Genomic DNA, 18594 nt, shown 5'->3' on the forward strand with positions numbered 1-18594 from the left:
ACTCCGAACGGACCCGCCGCGACCCCGTTCGGAGTCGCGGCGGACCGGGCTCGCTATTGCCAGGAGGGATAGCGAGGGCTCAGGCGCCCGGGCGTTTGCCGTGGTTGGCTTTGCTCTTGCGGCGGGCGCGTTTCTTGTTCGCGCGCTTGGACACTGGTGTGCCTGCTTTCGTTGGGGTGGTGGGGGCTACGCGGGCTGCCGGCTCCACGCCGCCAAGCGTGCGCGAGCGCGTGAATTGCGCACCAGGGCAGCAGGTTTCGCCTGCTCGATGCCGTCGTAGTAGCCACCGTTGACCACCGGCGTCGACGAAGCGCTCAGCAACGCGAGCAGATCGGCGGCTCCGTCGACCGGCGCGGCGGTGTGACTGCGTAGCTGCGGCATGTCGAGTTCGAAATCGGCCGGGCTCACGCTGATTGCGGTCAATCCGGTCGGACCGGTCTCGGCGAGCGTGCGGGTGAACATGGTCAGCGCCAGTTTGGACTGGGCGTAGACCGACATCGGGGTGTAGATGCCACGGTTGCGGTCCAGGTCCGAGTAGTCGACATTGCCGCCGACGTGCAGCCGCGAGGTCACATTGACGACCCGCCCCTGCGCTCGCGCGAGCGCGTTGACCAAGGCAAGCGTCAGCCGCTGCGGTGCGAGATAGTTGAACTGCAAGGTCAGCTCGTTGCCGCCCGCGGTATGCGAACGCCGCTGCAAACCCGGCATCGCCGCCGCGTTGATCAGCGCATCGAGCGCAGGCACGGTCGCCGCCAGCAGCCCGGCCAGTTCGTCCACCTCGGCCAGTTCGGTGAAATCGGCGTGCACCGAGCGAACCTGCCGCGCCTGCGCGCCGTCGGCGATCAACCGTTCCAGCGCATAGTCGGCGAGTTCCTTGTCCTGGGCATGCACGATGACCGTGGCACCGTCGGTCGCCAACCGCTTCGCCGTCGCATAACCGAGGCGCTCATCCACACCGGTAACCAACACGGTCCGGCCGGACGGGATTTCGGACATAGCTCTCCTATCGAGGGAGCGCGCGCCCGGCGATCACCGAAGACGCACGCGGAGAATGGATCCGCGCACAGAAGCCGCGGATGTTGAACGCGCGCACCGACTCACAGGTCAGGCGCACGAAAAGAAAGCCGCGCAACGCATTCGGCGCGCGGAGAATAGGTCAGATCGAACCGGGACTCGGCGGTTCGTCCTCACTCCCGAAACCAACACGCTCCAAGGCGGACGGGAGATCCTGTTCACGACACACGACAACCCCAAGCACCCCGCGCAGCGCGCGACCAAGGCCGAAAGTTGCGGTCACCCCTCGATATAACCGCGCCCGACACCCCCAGACAAGCCCTCCACCCCCGCTTTGACGGATCCCTGACGGCCCACCAAAATCCGCACCCTCTCTCGGGATCTGCACCGACTCTAGGGCCCTATTTTCGGTGCGGATCCCAAGAGAGAGTGCGGATCTTCGGCGAGACCGACGGGCAGGGAGGCCCACAGGCACGTCCACCCCGAGACCGCCCCGAACCACCATGGAACCACTGCTGTGGGCAATCCGCCGATCCACGCCACGTCAACGGCAGAATCCGCACCCCAACTCGGGATCCGCACCGACTCTAAGGCCCAACTTTCGGTGCGGATCCCGAGAGAGAGTGCAGATCTTCGGCGAGACCGACGGGCAGGGAGGCCCACAGGCACGTCCACCCCCGAGACCACCCCGAACCACCTTGAAACCACTGCTGTGAGCAATCCGCCGATCCACGCCACGTCAACGGCAGAAACCGCACCCCAACTCGGGATCCGCACCGACTCCAGGGCCCCATTTTCGGTGCGGATCCCAAGAGAGAGTGCGGATCTTCGGCGAGACCGACGGGCGGGAGGCCCACAGGCACGTCCACCACCGAGACCACCCCGAACCACCTTGAAACCACTGCTGTGGGCAATCCGCCGATCCGCGCCACGTCAACGGCAGAATCCGCACCCCAACTCGGGATCCGCACCGACTTTAGGGCCCTATTTTCAGTGCGGATCCCGAGAGAGGGTGCGGATCTTCGGGGAGACCGGCGGGGGAGGCGTTCGCAGGCAGGTTCGCCGACGGCGGCGCCTTGAAACCACCACGAAAACCGCCGCTGACCGACCCGCTGTTGTCCGAAGCGTTTGTGACGGGACCACAGCCAGATGACCACGCTGGAACGCGAGACTGCGTGCCTGACGGATAACTAAAGCCGGGTACGGCACACGACGTGCTCAGCACTACTTCAGTGAAAACCGGTGTAGGTCTTCAGTTTTCACTGGCCAGGTCACCGCCTGGATGTCCTTAGCTGTACCTACCGGGTAGGTGTACCTGCTCCAAGGGGAAAGATTCGCGATGAGGGCCTGGTCGATGGTTCTGAAGACTTGTCCCAGGTTTTCACTGGAGCAGTGCTGGGCGCGTCAGGTGGGGTCCCCGGCTTACCTCCCGCTGTTGGTATGGGCAACGTGGGAGTTCCGGCGTGGTCACTTGGCTGTGGTCCCGTTCAGAACTCTCATGCAAGGGAATCCGACGGGGGGCTCACAGACCGTGCATACCTGTCACAGGAGTTTCGGTCCCTGTGAGAGGTATGCACGGTCTGTGAGATCGGCGGACTCAGCTACTGCCCGACTCCAGACTGCCCAGCAGCGCGCGGGCGATGCGGTCGAGTTCCCTGCGGTCTTCGGCCGAAAGGACGGCCAGCATGCGGGTCTCGTTCTCGGCGTGCGCGGTGACGACCCGGTCGATGAGCTTGCGGCCGTCCTCGCTCAGTGCCACGCGCACGGCGCGCCGATCATCTGGGTCGGCGATCCGTCGCACGAAACCGGCCGACTCCAGCCGATCGAGTCGCCCGGTCATCCCGGCCCGCGACAGCATCAGCGTGTCGGCGAGCACGGACGGGTTCAGCTCATACGGATCGCCCGAACGGCGCAGCGCCGCAAGCACATCGAACTCTCCGCGCTGCAATCCGTGCGCGGTGAAGACCTCCTCGACCACCCGCTGGCCGATGATGAGCAGCCGGGCGAGCCGGCCGAGGATCGACATCGCCTCCAGCTCGAGATCGGGTCGCTCGCGCCGCCACTGATCGATGATCACGTCGACGGGATCCGCCGCGTCGCGGTGCGGCGGGGGCTCGGGCATTTCAACCATGGACAGGATTCTATTCGCTGATATATAGTTCGGTAGCGAATTATCAACCACCGAACTACCTGGAGCGCACGATGAGCACCACCACCCCCCGCATGGACGTCTCGATCCGGCAGGCGCAGGACGCGGAGACCCTCGGCACCGAAGCGGTCACCATGCGGCTACTCCTCGATGCCGCCGACACCGACGGCACGCTCAGCACGCTCGAGGTCACCATGCGCCAGGGCGCGGACGGCGCGTCGCCGCATTTCCACACCACCTCGGACGAGCTGTTCTACGTCGCCGACGGCGAATTGCAACTGCTGGCCGGCGACAAGATCGTCACCGTCGGCACCGGCGGCTCGATCGTGGTGCCCAAGTTCATGCCGCACGCGTTCGGCGCCACGCCCGACAGCGGGGCGCGAATCATGATCGCCCTCATGCCCGGCGTACAGCGCTTCGAGTACTTCCGGCTACTCGACCGCATCGCCAAGGGCGAATCGGAGCTGGCCGAACTCGCCGCGGCCCAGGAGGAATTCGACAATCACTTCGTCGACGCGCCGAACTGGTGGGCCGAGCGCAACGCCAACCGCCGCTGAGCCCCGGCACGGGATCCGCAAACTCGACGGCAACCGTCTCCGCCGAGATATCGACGACCGCCGGGCGGCTCGATCTCGCCGCCCGCACACTCGCCGCCGCGCGGAGCGAACACCTCGCATCGCAGGCCGAGCGCCCCGACCTGCTCGGTCGGCGAAACGGTAAGTACGAATGCACAGCCGCCAACCTTCGGCAATGCGTAGTTCAACTTTTCCGTTCGGAAATAGCTAAACGATTGCGCAGGAACTAATCATGGTGTACCGAAAATCTTTCGGCGCTAGCGCATCCGGTATCGAAATCTGGTTTGCCACCGGCCGTGAAATCTCCCGATCCGAACCGATCCGGGCTCGCTCCGCGATATGATCCAGTTCACGCTCGGGGGTCGTGGCAAATCGCGAGCAGATCGGAGAAACAGTTATGACCGACGCACTCCGCCTCCCTGGCACCGCGCCGAAGAGTGACCGCGTTCCCCCGCTCCAGGGTTTGCTGGTAGCGGAGTCGGAACGGGATATCACCGTGCGGGTCGCCGAGGGAACGTGGACTTTCTGTCGGTCCGATGTGCTGCGCGTGCTCGATTCGCCGCTGCCCGATGGGGTCTCGTTCGTTCCCGACGGCGTCTGCACCGTGTCCGACGGAAACGCCGAGCCCGGTCGCCCGGTGCTGGTGGATATCCGCGCGGGCGCCACCGCCGATTTCACCCGCCGCCTGCGCATCGATCTCGTGGACCGCCCGATGACGCTCACCGAGGCGCCGTCCGCGGCGCTCGGCGACGAGCAGTTGCAGCAGCTCACCGAAACCTGGGCCGACCGCATGCAACTCGCCGATCTCACCGGCGCGCACGGCGCGACGTTTACGTACTGCCAGACCAAGTCGCTCGCGACCAGCGACGACGGCATCAACTGCGACAGTCTCGACTGAGCGGTGCACGCATGACGGCACGCCGGGCGAGCTCGGTCCTCATAGTGTCGGAAACCGACGATCTACACGCCACCGCGATGGCGGCGACGCTGCGAGAACACCACGCGCTCAACGCAATTCACCTCGACCTGCGCGACTTCCCCCGGGAGTCGGGCAGTTTTCGGCTGGACCGGCTCGGCACCGCGCGCTCGCTCTCGCACGTGATCGGGCTCGACGACGTGCGCTCGGTCTGGTGGCGCCGCCCGCACCTGAGCCAGGTGCCCGGCGGGGTGCGCGCCGCCGACGACGAATACCGCCAGGCCGAATGCGACAGCTTCATCCAGGGCCTGCTCTGGTCCATCCCGGCCGGCTGGGTCAACGATCCCGGCGCCGACCGCACCGCGACCCGCAAGATCGTGCAGCTGGAGACCGCGTTGCGCGCCGGATTCGCGGTGCCGGAGACGCTGATCACCAACGATCCGGACGAGGCCCGCAGCTTCGCCGAATCCCGGCCGGGCCCAGTCGTTTACAAACGCACCGGAACCAGTCGCGCCGAGTTCGCCGAGACCAGGATCATCACCGAGGCGGACTACCCCAGGCTCGCCGGTATCCGCTCCTCGCCGACCACGTTCCAGGATTACATCGACGCGGAGTGCGATCTGCGGGTCGTCTGGGTGGACGGCGTCGAGTGGACGGTGCGGATCGACTCGCAGGCCGGCGTCGGCCGGGTCGATTCCCGCCTGGACACCTCGGTCGATTTCGTGCCCGAGCACCTGCCCGCGTCGGTGAGCAAGTCGCTCGCCACGCTGATGGGCGCGCTCGGATTGTCCTTCGGCGTCTTGGATATTCGGCTCGGCCTCGACGGCGAGTACTACTTCCTCGAGGTCAACCCGCAGGGCCAGTTCGCCTATCTGGAGATCAAGACGGGCCTGCCGATCTTCCGCAGCCTGGCCAATCTCCTCGTCGACGGCGATGGGGCAGTCAGCGGCTACTGACGAGAGTCCGTGGCAGCGCGCCCGTTTCCGGAAACCGGACCGCCGCCGCGCTGGGCGCACCCGGAAACCTCAGTGAGCGAAGCACATCCCGCACGCGAGCGCGGATCGGCCTGTGCCGGCACAACAGTCGTCGCCGGCGCGCTGACCTGGAACGAATCGGCAGCGCAGCACCGGCTGGCCGGACACGAGATCGCACCGGACCCGCCGAACTCACCGGTGTCGGCGAAAAACATACCGCCGAAACCGGTTTCGAGTCGTCCGGACGCTACTGGCTCTTACGGCGGTTGGCACCGCCGCGACTGCGGAGTTGCACATGCGACTCCACCAGCACGTTGTGGATGAAGCCGTAGGAGCGACCGGTTGCTCGCGCCAGCGAGCGAATGCTCGCCCCTGCCTCGTACTGCTTCTTCAACTGGGTCTGTAGGCGGTCCCGGGACTTCCCCGTGACGCGTGTTCCCTTACCCAGGGTGGCTTTGACTTGCGTGGGCCTGTCGCTCATGGCTTCCTCCGAGTCGCCGAGCAGCTCTTTCCAGGCTAAGCACTCGAGGGTCCGTGATCAACGGATTCTTGTGATGAAAGTCACGCAAGCTGAATAAGTTCCAAATATTCGGCGGACCAATGGTCTTCCGAACCGTCCGGTAGCAAGATCACCCGCTCCGGCGACAGCGCCTCCGCGGCGCCCGGATCGTGCGTGACCAGCACGACCGCGCCCGCGTAAGTGCGCAGCGCATCGAGCACCTGCTCGCGCGAGACCGGATCGAGGTTGTTGGTCGGTTCGTCGAGCAGCAGCACGTTCGCGGCCGACGAAACGAGCCCGGCCAGCGCGAGGCGGGTCTTCTCACCGCCGGACAACGTGCCGGCCGGCTGTTCCAACTGGGGACCGGTGAACATGAACGCGCCGAGCAGGCTGCGCAGGCTCTGCTCCCCCGCGTCCGGCGCGGCATGGCGGATGTTCTCCCACACCGTGGCCTGATCGTCGAGGGTGTCGTGCTCCTGCGCGAAATACCCGACCTTCAGGCCGTGTCCGGGGACCAGGTTGCCCGCGGTCGGTTGCTCGACCCCGGCCAGCATGCGCAGCAGCGTGGTCTTGCCCGCGCCGTTGAGGCCGAGCACGACGACCCGGCTGCCGCGGTCGATGGCCAGGTCGACGCCGGTGAAGATCTCCAGCGAGCCGTAGACCTTGGTCAGGTTCTCCGCCATCAGCGGCGTCTTGCCGCATGGAGCCGGCTCGGGGAACTTGATCCTGGCGACCTTGTCGGCCACGCGCACGTCGTCCAGCTCGGCGATCAGGCGGTCGGCGCGCTTGGCCATGTTCTGTGCCGCAGTGGCTTTGGTGGCCTTGGCGCCGAGCTTGGCCGCCTGCACGCGCAGCGCGCTCGCCTTCTTCTCGGCGTTGGCGCGTTCGCGACGGCGGCGCTGTTCGTCGGTGGCGCGGGCGTCGAGGTACTTCTGCCAGCCCATGTTGTAGACATCGGCCTCGCCGCGCACCGCGTCCAGGAACCAGACCTTGTTCACCACATCGCCGAGCAGTTCGACGTCGTGGCTGATCACGATCAGGCCGCCGTCGTGGTTCTGCAGGAAACCGCGCAGCCAGGTGATCGAGTCGGCGTCGAGGTGGTTGGTCGGCTCGTCGAGCAGCAGGATGGTGTCCGAACGCCCGCCGCTGCCGTCGGAGGCGGCGAACAGGATGCGCGCCAACTCGATTCGCCGACGCTGACCACCGGACAGAGTGCGCAGCGCCTGGGCGAGCACGCGATCGGGCAGGCCGAGGCTGTTGCAGATGCGGGCAGCGTCGCTCTCGGCGACATAGCCGCCGAGCGCGGAGAAACGCTCCTCCAGGCGGCCGTACTTGCGCACCGCCTTGTCCCGCTCGTTCTCGTCGGCCACCTCGGCCATCAGCGCCTGCTGCTTCTCCATGTCGCGGATCAGCGTGTCCAGGCCGCGCGCGGACAGCACCCGGTCGCGGGCCAGGATGTCGAGGTTGCCCTCGCGCGGATCCTGCGGCAGATAGCCGATATCGCTGGAGCGCAGAATCTTTCCGGCGTACGGCTCGCCCTCGCCCGCCAGGATGCGCAGCGTGGTGGTCTTGCCAGCACCGTTGCGTCCGACCAGTCCGATCCGGTCGCCGGACTGCACCCGCAAGGCCGGTCCGGGGGCCGACAGCAGGGTGCGGACTCCGGCCCGGACCTCCAGGTCGGTCGCGGTGATCACAGATTTCTCCTCGCGGATCAGTGGTGCTGGGCGGTAGCTACTCGATTGTGCGACGCGATATGCACAAGAACCACTGATTTTACCTGGGTTCCGGTAGCGCTTTTACACCCAGCGACTCGGGTGTGACGGCCGTAACTGAACCGGCGAGTAACCTGCCCATGCATGAGTACTGATCTGTTGGGCAAAAGCGCGCTCGTCAGCGGGGCCAGCCGGGGCATCGGCAAGGCCGTCGCGGCGGAACTGCTGAGCCGCGGCGCGAACGTGCTGATCACCGCGCGCAAGAAGGATCCGTTGGACGAGACCGCCGCGGAGCTGCGGGCCCTCGGACATCAGGGCGAGGTCGTCGCGCTGGCCGGCAACTCGGGGCACGCCGAAGACCGCGCGGCGGCGATCGACCGGCTGATGGCCGAGTTCGGTTCGGTGGACATCCTGATCAACAACACCGGCATCAATCCCGTGTTCGGCTCGCTGATGGAAGCCGACCTCGACGCGGTGCGCAAGATCTTCGACGTGAACGTGGTCGCGGCGCTCGGCTACATCCAGCAGGCGTTCAAGGCGTGGATGGGCGAGCACGGCGGCGCGGTGGTCAATGTGGCCAGCGTCGCGGGCATCCGGTCGTCCGGCGTGATCGCCGCGTACGGCGCGTCCAAGGCCGCGCTGATCCGGCTCACCGACGAGTTGGCCTGGCAGCTCGGGCCGAAGATCCGGGTGAACGCGGTCGCGCCCGGCGTGATCAAGACCAAGTTCGCCGACGCGCTGTACTCCGCGGACGAGGAGCGGGCGGCGAGCATCTATCCGATGAAGCGGCTCGGCACGCCCGAGGATGTCGCGCGGCTGATCGGGTTCCTGGTGTCCGACGAGGCCGCGTGGATCACCGGTGAGACGGTGCGGGTGGACGGCGGACTGCTGTCGACCGGCGGACTCTGACCATTCCGGAATGTCGATGCCCGTCGGGACTCGCGGTGATGGCTGATCGTCGCGCGACGGTCATGCCCGTCCGTCGCGCGGCGTTCACGCCCGTCCATCCTGCGGCGCTCACGCCCGTCCGGTGTATGGCGGTCATCCCCTCCCGGCAGGGCCGTTTCCCTCCGGCAGGAGGCGGTCCGGTGCAGCGGCGCCTGGCGCCGAAACTGGGGCTGCTGCTGACGGTGCCGGCATGACCGCGGACATCGTCGTCTGTGGGCTGGGGCCTGCGGGCAGGGCGTTGGCGCATCGCTGCCTCGCGCGTGGGCTGTCGGTCACCGTGGTCGATCCCGCGCCGGATCGCCGGTGGTCAGCGACCTACGCGGCGTGGGGCGACGAGTTGCCCGGATGGCTGGATCCGACGGCGATCGCGGCCACGGTCGAGCAGCCGACGGCGTGGGGAACGCGGGCGCATCGGATTGATCGGCCTTACGTCGTGCTCGATTCGGATCGGCTGCGGGAGTCGCTCGATCTAGCCGGTGCGGAGGTTGTCGCGGATCGCGCGGTGGAGCTGACCGCCGACACGGTCGTGCTGGCCGCTGGACGGCCGCTGACGGCTCGACGGGTGGTCGATGCACGGGGAATTGCCCGATCTGCCGCATTGGCCGAGCAGACGGCTTACGGGCTCGTTCTCGACGCGCGGCGATGCGCCGGGGTCGAACCGTTGTTCATGGACTGGCGCACGGACAACGGCGCGGACGCCGAGGCACCTAGGTCGTTTCTCTACGCGGTACCGCTCGGCGACGGGTCGATGTTGCTGGAGGAGACCTGCCTAGCGGGTCGGCCCGCACTCGACGGCACCACCCTGCGCGACCGGCTGCATCATCGATTACGTTCCCGCGGAATCGAATTCACCGGCAACGAACGCGTCGAGCGGGTGCGCTTCCCGGTCGAAGGGGGCCGTCCCGGACGCCGAACCTTCGGCGCGGCAGGCGGATTCGCGCATCCGGCCACCGGTTACAGCGTCGCCGCGTCGCTGACCGCGGCCGATGCCGTCGCGAGGGGGGCGCTCGCGTGGCCCGCCTCGGCCCGCGCCGTCTACCGGCTCCGCGCCGCGGGCCTGCGCGCACTGCTCGCGCTCCCGCCCGCCGATCTCCCGGTTTTCTTCGACGCCTTCTTCACCATGCCGCCCGCCGCGCAGCGGGCCTATCTGTCCGGGCGAACCGACCTGACCGGCACCGTTACCGCCATGCGCACCCTTTTCGGCGCACTCCCGCCCCAGCTCCGTCGGCGCGTCGCCGCCGCGACACTCGGGATCGGCATTCGCTCGCGTATTCGAATACCGTCGGCCATCATGGAAGGATGAGTGGGACTCAGCGTCCGGCACTCATCCGAGGTACCCGCGTCGAGGGGATGCAGCAGTGAGGTCGATCTGGAAAGGCTCGATCGCATTCGGGCTGGTGAACGTCCCGGTCAAGGTCTACACCGCGACCGAGGACCACGACATCCGATTCCATCAGGTGCACGCCAAGGATGGGGGTCGGATCAAATACGACCGTGTCTGCACGGTGTGCGGCAAGTCCGTGCAGTACGCCGATATCGATAAGGCGTACGAATCCCCCGAGGGCGACAAGGTCATTCTCACCGACGAGGACTTCGCCAAACTGCCCGCCGCCGAGAAACACGAGATCCCGGTGTTGCAGTTTGTGCCGTCCGAGCAGATCGACCCGATCCTGTTCGACAAGAGCTACTACCTGGAGCCCGATTCGGCGACGCCCAAGGCGTACGTCCTGCTCGCGACGACGCTGGAGCAGATCGACCGCACCGCCCTCGTGCATTTCACCCTGCGGCAGAAGACCAGGCTCGCCGCGCTGCGCGTGCGCGACGGCATGCTCGTGCTGCAAACCCTGCTGTGGCCCGACGAGGTGCGCGAGGTCGAATTCGAAGCCCTCGACGGCGTGGCCGCGCCGAAACCGCAGGAAATCAAGATGGCCGAGACGCTGGTCGAGACCATGTCCGACGACTTCGACCAGGATCAGTACACCGACGAATACCAGATCGAGCTCAAGCGACTGCTCGACGAGGCGATCGCCAGCGGCACCGGCAAGGTGCCCGAGCAACCCGAGTCCGCACCCGCCGAGATGGACGCGGAAGTGGTCGACCTGGTCGCCGCGCTGCAACGCAGTCTCGAGGCCAGCGGGCGGCGCGCGGCGGGCGAGGCCGAGGACAACGGCAAGGCCAAACCGGCGAAGAAGCCGGCCGCGAAGAAGACCGCGGCCAAGAAGACCGCCGAGAAGCCGGCGAAAAAGGCGGCCAAGAAGGCGGCGGCCCGCAAGGGCGCGTAAGTACAGGCGCACACTCCTGGCAAACTGTCGGGTATGGATTCCGCCGTTGTGATCGTCCCGATGGGTCTCGGCCACCTGCGCCAGGTCCTCGATCTCGGTCACGAAGTCTTCGACATCACCACCAAGCCGTACACCTCGTGGTCGCTGACCTCGGTCGCCGAGCACCTGGACAGCCCCGACAACGCCTGCTGGGTCGCGCTCGACTCAGACCGTGTGGTCGGTTTCGTGCTCGGGTCGATGGAATTCGAGAACCGCGACGACTGGGCCTACCTCGAGTGGATCGCCGTCGCGCCGGACATGCAGGGCCACGGCATCGCCCGGCGGCTGGTCGACGTCTGCTCGGAGGCGCTGTTCGCGCGCGGCGCCCGGCGGATCGTCACCGATGTCGAGGATCGCAACGCGGCCTCCACCGCCCTGATGACCCGCAGCGGCTTCATCCCCGCCGCCACCGTCACCCTGTTCGTCCGCCCGAATCCCAATGACCCCGAACCGGATTCGCAGCTCGACGCCGCGGCCATCGCGCCAGGCACCAAGCGCGCCCTGATCCGGCGCGGGCGACTGGCCGGCGACAACCACCGGGCCGCGCGCTAGAACATGCCGTTGGGGATCTGATCGTCGTCCGGCACCGGTTGGGCCGCGTGCCAGTGCTCGGTGATGCGGCCGTCGGTCAGCCGCCAGATATCGATGATGGCGAGGCCGCGGTCGGCGCCGCGCGGCGTCAGGTGCTGGTGCACGACGACGTAGTCGGTGTCGGCGATGACTCGTTTGACCTCGATGTCGGCTGTGCCGATCGGGGAATTGACGGTGTAGTCGAGGAAAGCGTCTCGGCCGGAAGGGGTTCCGGGGGCGTGGGCGATGAAGTCCTCGTGCAGGAGTGCGCGGAATCCGTCGATATTGCCCTGCTGGAAGTCGGCGAGGGCGTCCAGGACGAGGTTCTTGTTGTCGATGTCGGTCATGGCGCAACCGTCGCAGTCGCGGGTGTGCGCTGTCGATTACCAGGGATGTAATGGCCGGGTGCTGGGTGCGCGGCGATACTGACGGGGTGGAGCACGGGGATCGGCCGGTTGGTGAGTTGCTGCGGGAGTGGCGATTGCGGCGCGGGCTGAGTCAGCTCGAGTTGTCGATTCAGGCCGATGTTTCGTCCAGGCATGTGAGTTTCGTGGAGACGGGGCGCACCATTCCGAGTGCGGCGATGGTCGAACGCTTTGCCGAGCAGTTGAATGTCCCGCTGCGGGAACGGAATCTGCTGCTGGTCGCGGCCGGGCACGCGCCCGTCTATCGACATCGCGCGCCGGACGATCCGGAGTTGGCGCGGGCGCGCGACGCGATACGCCGGGTGCTCGATCTGCACGAGCCGTTCCCGGCGTTGGCGGTAGACCGGCGCTGGAACCTGTTGTTCGCCAACGCCGCCACCCGAGTTTTCTTCGACGAGGTCGATCCGGAGCTGCTGCGGCCGCCGGTCAACATGATGCGGATCGGGCTGCATCCCAACGGGTTCGGCGATCGCCTGCGCAATGCCGATCAGGTGCGCGGCTTTCTGCTGCCCCGACTAGCCAGGCAGGCTGCACAGACCGGCGATCCCGAATTACGCACGCTGCATGACGAATTGAGCGCGTATCACCCTACCGCCGAGCCGACTCCGATCGACCCCGCCGACGTCGCATTGCCGATCCGGATCCGGCATCGCGACACCGAACTCTGCTTCTTCAACACGATCACGACGTTCGGCGCGCCGTTCGACATCACCCTCGACGAGATCGCCGTCGAGGCCTACTTCCCCTCCGACGCGACAACCTCGGACTACCTGCACGCGCTCGCCGACCAACCCGCGCACACGCACCACTTCTGATTTCCCGCACCGGAAATCGCATGCGAAATCCTGTGCGGGAAATCAGAAGTGGTGCGGCTGCTTACTTGACTGCCGCTCGGCCCTGTTCGAAGAACTCCAGCAGGGTTGCGTCCGAGTCGACCTCGGCGTGCGGGCGGTAGGCGCCGAAGGGGGCGTTCCAGAAATCGCCGGTGCGTGGGGTCCACGGGCCGACGTATGCGTACGGGCCCGGATGGAATGAATCACCCGGCGAGACACCGTAATTCACCTCGTCGACCGTGATCGACAGGTCGAAGTGCTCCGGCCACAGCACCGGCGTCGCATCCGGCGCGAACTCTCGCAAAGCCTTGTCCCCCAGCACAAACCAGTCCCCGACCAGCCGCGCCGCCTCCGGATCGATATCGATCACACTGTCGGGCTCAACCCCCGTCGTGTCCTTGTACACGCCCTTCGGCGCCTCCGGCTCGAACCCCGCCAGCCGCCCGAGCTCCCGATAAGTCCCCCGCAACGGAGCCCGTCCTGCGTCCCACACCAATTCCGCGCCGACCACCGAAACCGGCCACTGCACACCACCGAACCCCTGGTGCACCGCCCGCAACCGAATCGTCCCGTGCTGCCGATACTGCGGTCCCGCGATCAACAACTCCGCCACCGCATGCAACGCCTGCCGAGATCGCACATAAATCTGCTCGTCCACACCGGAATCATGTCCGGTGTGGACGCTCAACGCAGAGGATTTCGCCTAGGGCTTAGCCCTCGTCCTCCCGTTCCTCGGGAGGTTTCACACCCAGATGCGACGCGATCGCGGCAACCACTAGCCCCTGGCTGCTCCGGTCGTCAACGAGCTCCTCGAGCTGACGTCGCATACCGATCACGCTCAGTTGCATCGACAGGATCCGCTTTCGTACGCCCTTCAAGGCGTCATTTGCCGAGAACGGCGTCTCGCCACGATCCCCTACCAGCTTCTCGAGCACACTTACCCGGTACTCGAGCTCGTCCAGCCTTGCCACACAAACCCCCTGCCTTATCGAATGAACCCATCCGCCCTTCGCGGTGTTGCCGCACACAGCTGCGGGCATCGAAGACGTCGCTGGAAGACGGAATGAGATGGTCGACTATCTGCTAGTTCTCGTCCTCAGGAATCGTGATCTTGAAGTAGGACACGATCGCGTTGACGCCGCGCGTCAGCACTGACACGTCCTGCTTCAATCCAGACACATCGTGCTTCAGCACCGACACGTCTTCCTTCACCCCGGACATGTCCAGCTTCAGCACCGACACGTCCTGCTTCAACCCGGACACATCGTGCTTCAGCACCGACACGTCTTCCTTCAGCACGGCGACGCCCGGTTCCACCACCTTGACGATCTCCAGGATCTTCACGATTTCGTCCTGGTAGGCAGCGCGGTCGTCCCTCCAGGACTCGATCCAGGACTCGTGCTTCCTCTCCAACGCAGTCACACGCTTTCCCAAAGCCGGCAGTGTTGCAAACATGTAGCCCCCTGTCTCGAATGGAAATTGCGGCCCCAAGTGTGGCCCGGGCACAGGCGGACGCGCTAGCGGAATCGGCCGGAAAAACGCCTCGAGCAGGCAAGGTTCCAAAAACGACCGTTGATACGGTCCCGACTGGAACCTGATTTACAGGAATGTGACCCGAACGTGCGGTTTGGAACGTCCGCGCGTTCCATGCTGGGAGCGGTCATCGGCTCATGGAAGGACGGCTCGTGGTGGAGTTTCAGGTTCCGGTCATCGATATCTCGGCCTACATCGGCGGTGCGAGCGCTGCGGAGCGGGCAGTGGTTGCGCGGCAGATCGATGAGGCGGCGCAGAGCGTCGGGTTCATGCAGATCCGCGGGCACGGCATCGCGCAGTCTGTGCTGGACGAGTTCGCGTCGGCGCTCGACGACTTCTTCGCCCTGGATCAGGCGACGAAGGAGGGGTATCGGGCGGCGGTCGAGTTCAATCGCGGGTATTCGCCGCCGAAGAGCGAGAGCCTGAGTTTGAGTCTCGGGGTGGCGTCGGCGACGCGGATGAACGATTTCTTCGAGGCGTTCAATATCGGCACGACGACGGCCGACTATCCGGGCCTGGACTTGCCCGCGGCGGCGGGGTACGCCGAAAACGTCTGGCCCGCACAACTTCCCACGTTCCAGCAGCGAGTCCTGACGTACTACGCCGAGGCCGCGCGCGTCGCGGGCACCCTCACCACCATCTTCGCCGACGCCCTCGATCTGCCGGCCGGCTACTTCGACCGTTTCACCGATCATTCGCTGAATGTGTTGCGCATGAACAACTATGCGCTGCCACCGGGCAGCATCGACCTCGACGGCGAACTGAAGGGCATGGGCGAGCACACCGATTACGGCATCGTCACCGTCCTGTGGGCCGACCAGGTGCCGGGCCTGCAAGTGCTCGGCGCGGACGGCCACTGGCACGACGTGCAGCCCGCCAACGACGCCCTGCTGATCAACCTCGGCGACCTGATGGCCCGCTGGACCAACGAACGCTGGCTCTCCACCCTGCACCGCGTCATGCCGCCGATCGTCGACGGCACCGTCGAACGCCGGCGCAGCGCGGCGTTCTTCCACGACGGCAACTTCGACGCACTGATCGAGACCCTGCCCTCGTGCATCGGCGCGGGCAGCAAGTACGCACCGATCACGGTCGCCGAACACGTCCAGGCGAAACTCGCCGGTTCCCGTGGCCTGCAACCGAATACGAACGCGCAGCGAGAAGCCGCACGGGCCCTCTCGGCGCGCTCGTAACCGAAACTACTTGCGGAACTTGGCTTCCAGCTCCGTAGCCGCGGCCTGAAGGTCTGCCGGGTCGTTGGTCTTGAAGATGCCCTGATATCCGGTCTCGGCGCGCACCGCGGCCTCGACCTCCGGATCGTGGTACAGCCGAGCGAGTTTCAGCAGCGTCGAGTTGTCCTTGTCGGCGGCGCGGGCGGCGAAGATGTTGATGTACTGCTTGAGTTCCGGCCGTTCCGGATCGTCGGTGTAGATGGTCTCGTTCTGCGTCAGACCCGCTGGGCGAGCGAAGGTGTCGTCGACGAAGGCCGCGTCGACGCTGCCGAGCGACTGCGCGGTCAGCGTCGGGTCGATGGGGGTCAGCTTCACCTTCGAGGCGGCGGTGTCCACGTCCTCCAGCTTGGAGTCCCAGCCCGCGTTGCCCTTCAGCACGATCAGCCCGGCCGCGGCCAGGCTGAGCAGCGGACGCACCTGGTTGGCCGGGTTGTTGCTCAACGTGATCTGGCCGCCCTGCGGAATGTCGGCGACCGACTTGTGCTTACGTGAGTACAGCGCCAGCGGGAAGATCTCGGTCGCGCCGACCGGAACCAGGGTGTCGTTGTTGCGGGCGTTGTAGTTGGCCAGGTACCGCACGTGCTGGAACTTGTTGAGATCGATGCGGCGTTGCGCCAGTGCGGGATTGGGCTGGTTGTAGTCGGTGAAGTTGACGAACTCGATGTCGATGCCCTGATCGGCGGCCTTCTTCTTGTACACGTCCCAGTGCGGCAGTCCGAGATCGTTCACACCGATGCGGATCACGTCGTCGCGGTGCTCCGCGCCACAGGAAACCGAGGCGACGGCCAGGGCGGACAGGATGGGGATCAGCAGTAGTCGGTGCAGCAAGCGCATTGCGAGCAAACTAGACGGTCGTCCAACTTTTCGGAAGGGTTTTGCTCACCACAATCCAAACCGTTGTCTCCCTCGTTGCCCGGTCGCTTGGATTACCGGGTTCATATCGCGACAAGCATTTCGGGAGCACGAGTGAAATTCCATCGGGTACTGGCGATCCCGGTCCTGGTAGCAACCGCGGCCCTCACCCTTACGGCGTGCGGTTCTGACGACAAGGCTTCCTCCGACACAGTAGTGCGGATCGGCACCACCGACAAGGACAAAGCCTGGGACGTTTTCGAGCAGCGGGCCAAGGACAAGGGCATCACGCTGAAGATCACGAACTTCTCCGATTACAAGCAGCCGAATCTGGCGCTCGCGCAGAAGCAGATCGATGTGAATCTGTTCCAGCACTTACAGTTCCTCGGCGCTTACAACGTCGCGAACAACGACACACTGACGCCGATCGGCGCCACCTACATCGTGCCGCTGGGCCTGTACTCCAAGAAGCACAAGACGCTCGCGGACCTGCCGCAGGGCGCGGAGATCGCGATCCCGAACGACCCGACCAACCAGGCGCGGGCCCTGTTCGTGCTGCAGGCGGCCGGCCTGCTGAAGCTGTCCTCGGACGTCAAGTCGCCGAGCCCGGCCGACATCGACAAGGGCGCGTCCAAGGTCAAGGTCACCCCGGTGGACGCGGCCCAGACCGCGCTCTCGCTCGCCTCGGTCGACGGCTCGATCATCAACAACACCTTCCTCGATCGTTCCGGCGTCGACCCCAATTCGGCGCTGTACAAGGATGATCCGAAGAACCCGGCGGCCGAGCCCTACATCAACGCGCTGGTGACCCGGGCCGAGGACAAGAACAATCCGAAGCTGCTGCAACTGGTCGAGCTCTGGCACGACCCCGAGGTGCAGAAGGCGCACAGCGAGGTGACCAAGGGCACCGCCGTCGAGGTGCGGCGCACCGGCCCTGAGCTGGAACAGATTCTGCAGCGGGTGCAGCAGACCATCCGCGACACCAAGTGACCGAACGGCCGCCCGCTGTCGAGTTCCGTTCGGTCACCAAGGTTTTCGGTAAGGGCGCGACGGCCCAAGTCGCGCTGGACGCTATCGATCTGCGGATCGAAGAGGGCGAAATCTTCGGCGTGATCGGCTATTCCGGCGCGGGCAAGAGCACGCTCGTCCGGTTGATCAACGCGCTGGAGAAGCCGACCAGCGGCACCGTCGAGATCTCCGGCACCCCGATCACCGGGGTGCGCGAGGCCGAGGTGCGGCGGCTGCGCCGCGATATCGGGATGGTGTTCCAGCAGTTCAACCTGTTCCGATCACGCACGGCCGCAGGCAATGTCGAGTATCCGCTGAAGGTGGCGGGCTGGAAGCGGGCCGAGCGCAAGGCACGGGTCGCTGAGCTGCTGGAGTTCGTCGGGCTGTCCGACAAGGCCCGCAGCTACCCCGATCAGCTCTCCGGCGGCCAGAAGCAGCGGGTCGGCATCGCCCGTGCCCTGGCCACCTCGCCGAAGCTGCTGCTCGCCGACGAATCGACCTCGGCGCTCGACCCGGAAACCACCGGCGAGGTGCTGCGGCTGCTGAAGAAGGTCAACCGGGAGCTCGGCGTCACCATCGTGGTGATCACCCACGAGATGGACGTGATCCGCGCGGTGGCCGATCGGGTGGCCGTGCTCGCGGAGGGCCGGATCGTCGAACTCGCCAGCACCTTCGAGGTTTTCGCGACCCCGCAGGCGGCGCCGACGCAGTCGTTCGTGGAGACGGTGCTGCACAACCGTCCGTCCGCGGACGAGTTGCGCAGGCTCGGTGAGCTACACGGCGGCCGGCTGGTCACGGTCGACATCGACGACCGGCGCGGCATCGGCGCGGCACTGGCCACCGCGGCGCACGCCGACGTGCGCTTCGAGGTGGTCTACGGCGGCGTGAGCACGTTGCAGGACAAGACATTCGGCAGCGTCACCCTGGCGCTGCACGGCGCGGATGCGGCGATCGACAAGGTGATCGACGAGTTCGATCGCCGCGCCGGCGACCCCGTTCAGGTCACCCGGACCGACCAGAAGGGCTGAAAGGA

Annotated in this window: 20 protein-coding genes; 11 read left to right on the top strand and 9 right to left on the bottom strand. The window is 66.2% G+C overall.

The genetic code is table 11. The features are described 5' to 3' along the window. Positions 1 to 186: 186 nt before the first annotated feature. Together AB0M22_RS25125 and AB0M22_RS25130 are read right to left on the bottom strand one after the other, a co-directional pair. The gene (locus tag AB0M22_RS25125; RefSeq protein ID WP_364731352.1) at positions 187 to 996 is read right to left on the bottom strand and encodes an SDR family NAD(P)-dependent oxidoreductase; all 810 of its coding nucleotides are present in this window, start codon (positions 994 to 996) and stop codon (positions 187 to 189) included. 1615 nt (positions 997 to 2611) lie between these two features. Then, positions 2612 to 3145 carry a MarR family transcriptional regulator gene (locus tag AB0M22_RS25130; protein WP_364731355.1) on the bottom strand — a complete coding sequence of 178 codons (534 nt, stop codon included), beginning with the start codon at positions 3143 to 3145 and terminating at the stop codon, positions 2612 to 2614. Between the two features lie 71 nt (positions 3146 to 3216). Here AB0M22_RS25130 and AB0M22_RS25135 point away from each other — a divergent pair, with 71 nt between their 5' ends. The 3 genes from AB0M22_RS25135 to AB0M22_RS25145 all read left to right on the top strand — a co-directional run bounded on the left by AB0M22_RS25135 (position 3217) and on the right by AB0M22_RS25145 (position 5610). Then, complete coding sequence (locus AB0M22_RS25135; protein WP_364731358.1) at positions 3217 to 3720, top strand: cupin domain-containing protein; 504 nt, start codon at positions 3217 to 3219, stop codon at positions 3718 to 3720. A gap of 415 nt (positions 3721 to 4135) precedes the next feature. After that, the gene (locus tag AB0M22_RS25140) at positions 4136 to 4636 is read left to right on the top strand and encodes a hypothetical protein (protein WP_364731361.1); all 501 of its coding nucleotides are present in this window, start codon (positions 4136 to 4138) and stop codon (positions 4634 to 4636) included. Between the two features lie 44 nt (positions 4637 to 4680). Then, the gene (locus tag AB0M22_RS25145; RefSeq protein WP_364731364.1) at positions 4681 to 5610 is read left to right on the top strand and encodes a hypothetical protein; all 930 of its coding nucleotides are present in this window, start codon (positions 4681 to 4683) and stop codon (positions 5608 to 5610) included. 265 nt (positions 5611 to 5875) lie between these two features. Here the strand turns inward: AB0M22_RS25145 and AB0M22_RS25150 are convergent, their stop codons facing one another. Both AB0M22_RS25150 and AB0M22_RS25155 read right to left on the bottom strand, forming a co-directional pair. Then, positions 5876 to 6109, bottom strand: a complete 234-nt coding sequence (locus AB0M22_RS25150; protein ID WP_040736162.1) for a helix-turn-helix domain-containing protein — start codon at positions 6107 to 6109, stop codon at positions 5876 to 5878. Between the two features lie 80 nt (positions 6110 to 6189). Continuing rightward, a complete protein-coding gene (locus AB0M22_RS25155; RefSeq protein WP_150404420.1) occupies positions 6190 to 7821 on the bottom strand; it encodes an ABC-F family ATP-binding cassette domain-containing protein in 1632 nt (543 codons plus the stop codon). Positions 7822 to 7983: 162 nt separating this feature from the next. Here AB0M22_RS25155 and AB0M22_RS25160 point away from each other — a divergent pair, with 162 nt between their 5' ends. The 4 genes from AB0M22_RS25160 to AB0M22_RS25175 all read left to right on the top strand — a co-directional run bounded on the left by AB0M22_RS25160 (position 7984) and on the right by AB0M22_RS25175 (position 11660). Then, positions 7984 to 8748: an SDR family oxidoreductase gene (locus AB0M22_RS25160; RefSeq protein ID WP_364731368.1), complete on the top strand. Its 765-nt coding sequence runs from the start codon at positions 7984 to 7986 to the stop codon at positions 8746 to 8748. Between the two features lie 229 nt (positions 8749 to 8977). After that, positions 8978 to 10090, top strand: coding sequence for a lycopene cyclase family protein (locus AB0M22_RS25165; protein ID WP_364731371.1), 1113 nt, complete (start codon positions 8978 to 8980; stop codon positions 10088 to 10090). A 55-nt stretch (positions 10091 to 10145) separates the two neighbouring features. Next, the gene (locus tag AB0M22_RS25170; protein ID WP_364731374.1) at positions 10146 to 11069 is read left to right on the top strand and encodes a Ku protein; all 924 of its coding nucleotides are present in this window, start codon (positions 10146 to 10148) and stop codon (positions 11067 to 11069) included. A 33-nt stretch (positions 11070 to 11102) separates the two neighbouring features. Then, on the top strand, positions 11103 to 11660 hold the full coding sequence (locus AB0M22_RS25175) for a GNAT family N-acetyltransferase (protein ID WP_364731376.1): 558 nt from the start codon (positions 11103 to 11105) through the stop codon (positions 11658 to 11660). On the opposite strand, the gene AB0M22_RS25180 is transcribed toward AB0M22_RS25175, so the two are convergent. Beyond that, positions 11657 to 12025 carry a nuclear transport factor 2 family protein gene (locus AB0M22_RS25180; RefSeq protein WP_364731378.1) on the bottom strand — a complete coding sequence of 123 codons (369 nt, stop codon included), beginning with the start codon at positions 12023 to 12025 and terminating at the stop codon, positions 11657 to 11659. The two genes, AB0M22_RS25175 and AB0M22_RS25180, sit on opposite strands and share 4 nt — an antisense overlap. A gap of 86 nt (positions 12026 to 12111) precedes the next feature. Here AB0M22_RS25180 and AB0M22_RS25185 point away from each other — a divergent pair, with 86 nt between their 5' ends. Next, positions 12112 to 12918: a helix-turn-helix transcriptional regulator gene (locus AB0M22_RS25185; protein WP_364731381.1), complete on the top strand. Its 807-nt coding sequence runs from the start codon at positions 12112 to 12114 to the stop codon at positions 12916 to 12918. Between the two features lie 61 nt (positions 12919 to 12979). Here the strand turns inward: AB0M22_RS25185 and AB0M22_RS25190 are convergent, their stop codons facing one another. The 3 genes from AB0M22_RS25190 to AB0M22_RS25200 all read right to left on the bottom strand — a co-directional run bounded on the left by AB0M22_RS25190 (position 12980) and on the right by AB0M22_RS25200 (position 14280). Beyond that, entirely contained in the window at positions 12980 to 13594 is a 615-nt protein-coding gene (locus AB0M22_RS25190) for a hypothetical protein (protein ID WP_364731383.1), read from the bottom strand. A gap of 52 nt (positions 13595 to 13646) precedes the next feature. After that, complete coding sequence (locus tag AB0M22_RS25195; RefSeq protein ID WP_364731386.1) at positions 13647 to 13907, bottom strand: hypothetical protein; 261 nt, start codon at positions 13905 to 13907, stop codon at positions 13647 to 13649. A gap of 112 nt (positions 13908 to 14019) precedes the next feature. Then, positions 14020 to 14280: a hypothetical protein gene (locus AB0M22_RS25200; RefSeq protein ID WP_364731389.1), complete on the bottom strand. Its 261-nt coding sequence runs from the start codon at positions 14278 to 14280 to the stop codon at positions 14020 to 14022. A 326-nt stretch (positions 14281 to 14606) separates the two neighbouring features. On the opposite strand from AB0M22_RS25200, the gene AB0M22_RS25205 reads away from it, so the two are divergent. Further along, a complete protein-coding gene (locus AB0M22_RS25205; protein ID WP_364731392.1) occupies positions 14607 to 15662 on the top strand; it encodes a 2-oxoglutarate and iron-dependent oxygenase domain-containing protein in 1056 nt (351 codons plus the stop codon). Positions 15663 to 15668: 6 nt separating this feature from the next. Here AB0M22_RS25205 and AB0M22_RS25210 read toward each other — a convergent pair whose 3' ends face one another. Continuing rightward, on the bottom strand, positions 15669 to 16535 hold the full coding sequence (locus AB0M22_RS25210) for a MetQ/NlpA family ABC transporter substrate-binding protein (RefSeq protein ID WP_364731395.1): 867 nt from the start codon (positions 16533 to 16535) through the stop codon (positions 15669 to 15671). Between the two features lie 132 nt (positions 16536 to 16667). Here AB0M22_RS25210 and AB0M22_RS25215 point away from each other — a divergent pair, with 132 nt between their 5' ends. Both AB0M22_RS25215 and AB0M22_RS25220 read left to right on the top strand, forming a co-directional pair. Continuing rightward, complete coding sequence (locus AB0M22_RS25215) at positions 16668 to 17543, top strand: MetQ/NlpA family ABC transporter substrate-binding protein (RefSeq protein ID WP_364731398.1); 876 nt, start codon at positions 16668 to 16670, stop codon at positions 17541 to 17543. Beyond that, the gene (locus AB0M22_RS25220; RefSeq protein ID WP_364731401.1) at positions 17540 to 18589 is read left to right on the top strand and encodes a methionine ABC transporter ATP-binding protein; all 1050 of its coding nucleotides are present in this window, start codon (positions 17540 to 17542) and stop codon (positions 18587 to 18589) included. Before AB0M22_RS25215 ends, AB0M22_RS25220 begins: the two co-directional genes overlap by 4 nt. Positions 18590 to 18594 lie beyond the last annotated feature (5 nt).

Origin of the sequence: Nocardia sp. NPDC051756, from assembly GCF_040681495.1 — a bacterium.
GTDB lineage: Bacteria > Actinomycetota > Actinomycetes > Mycobacteriales > Mycobacteriaceae > Nocardia.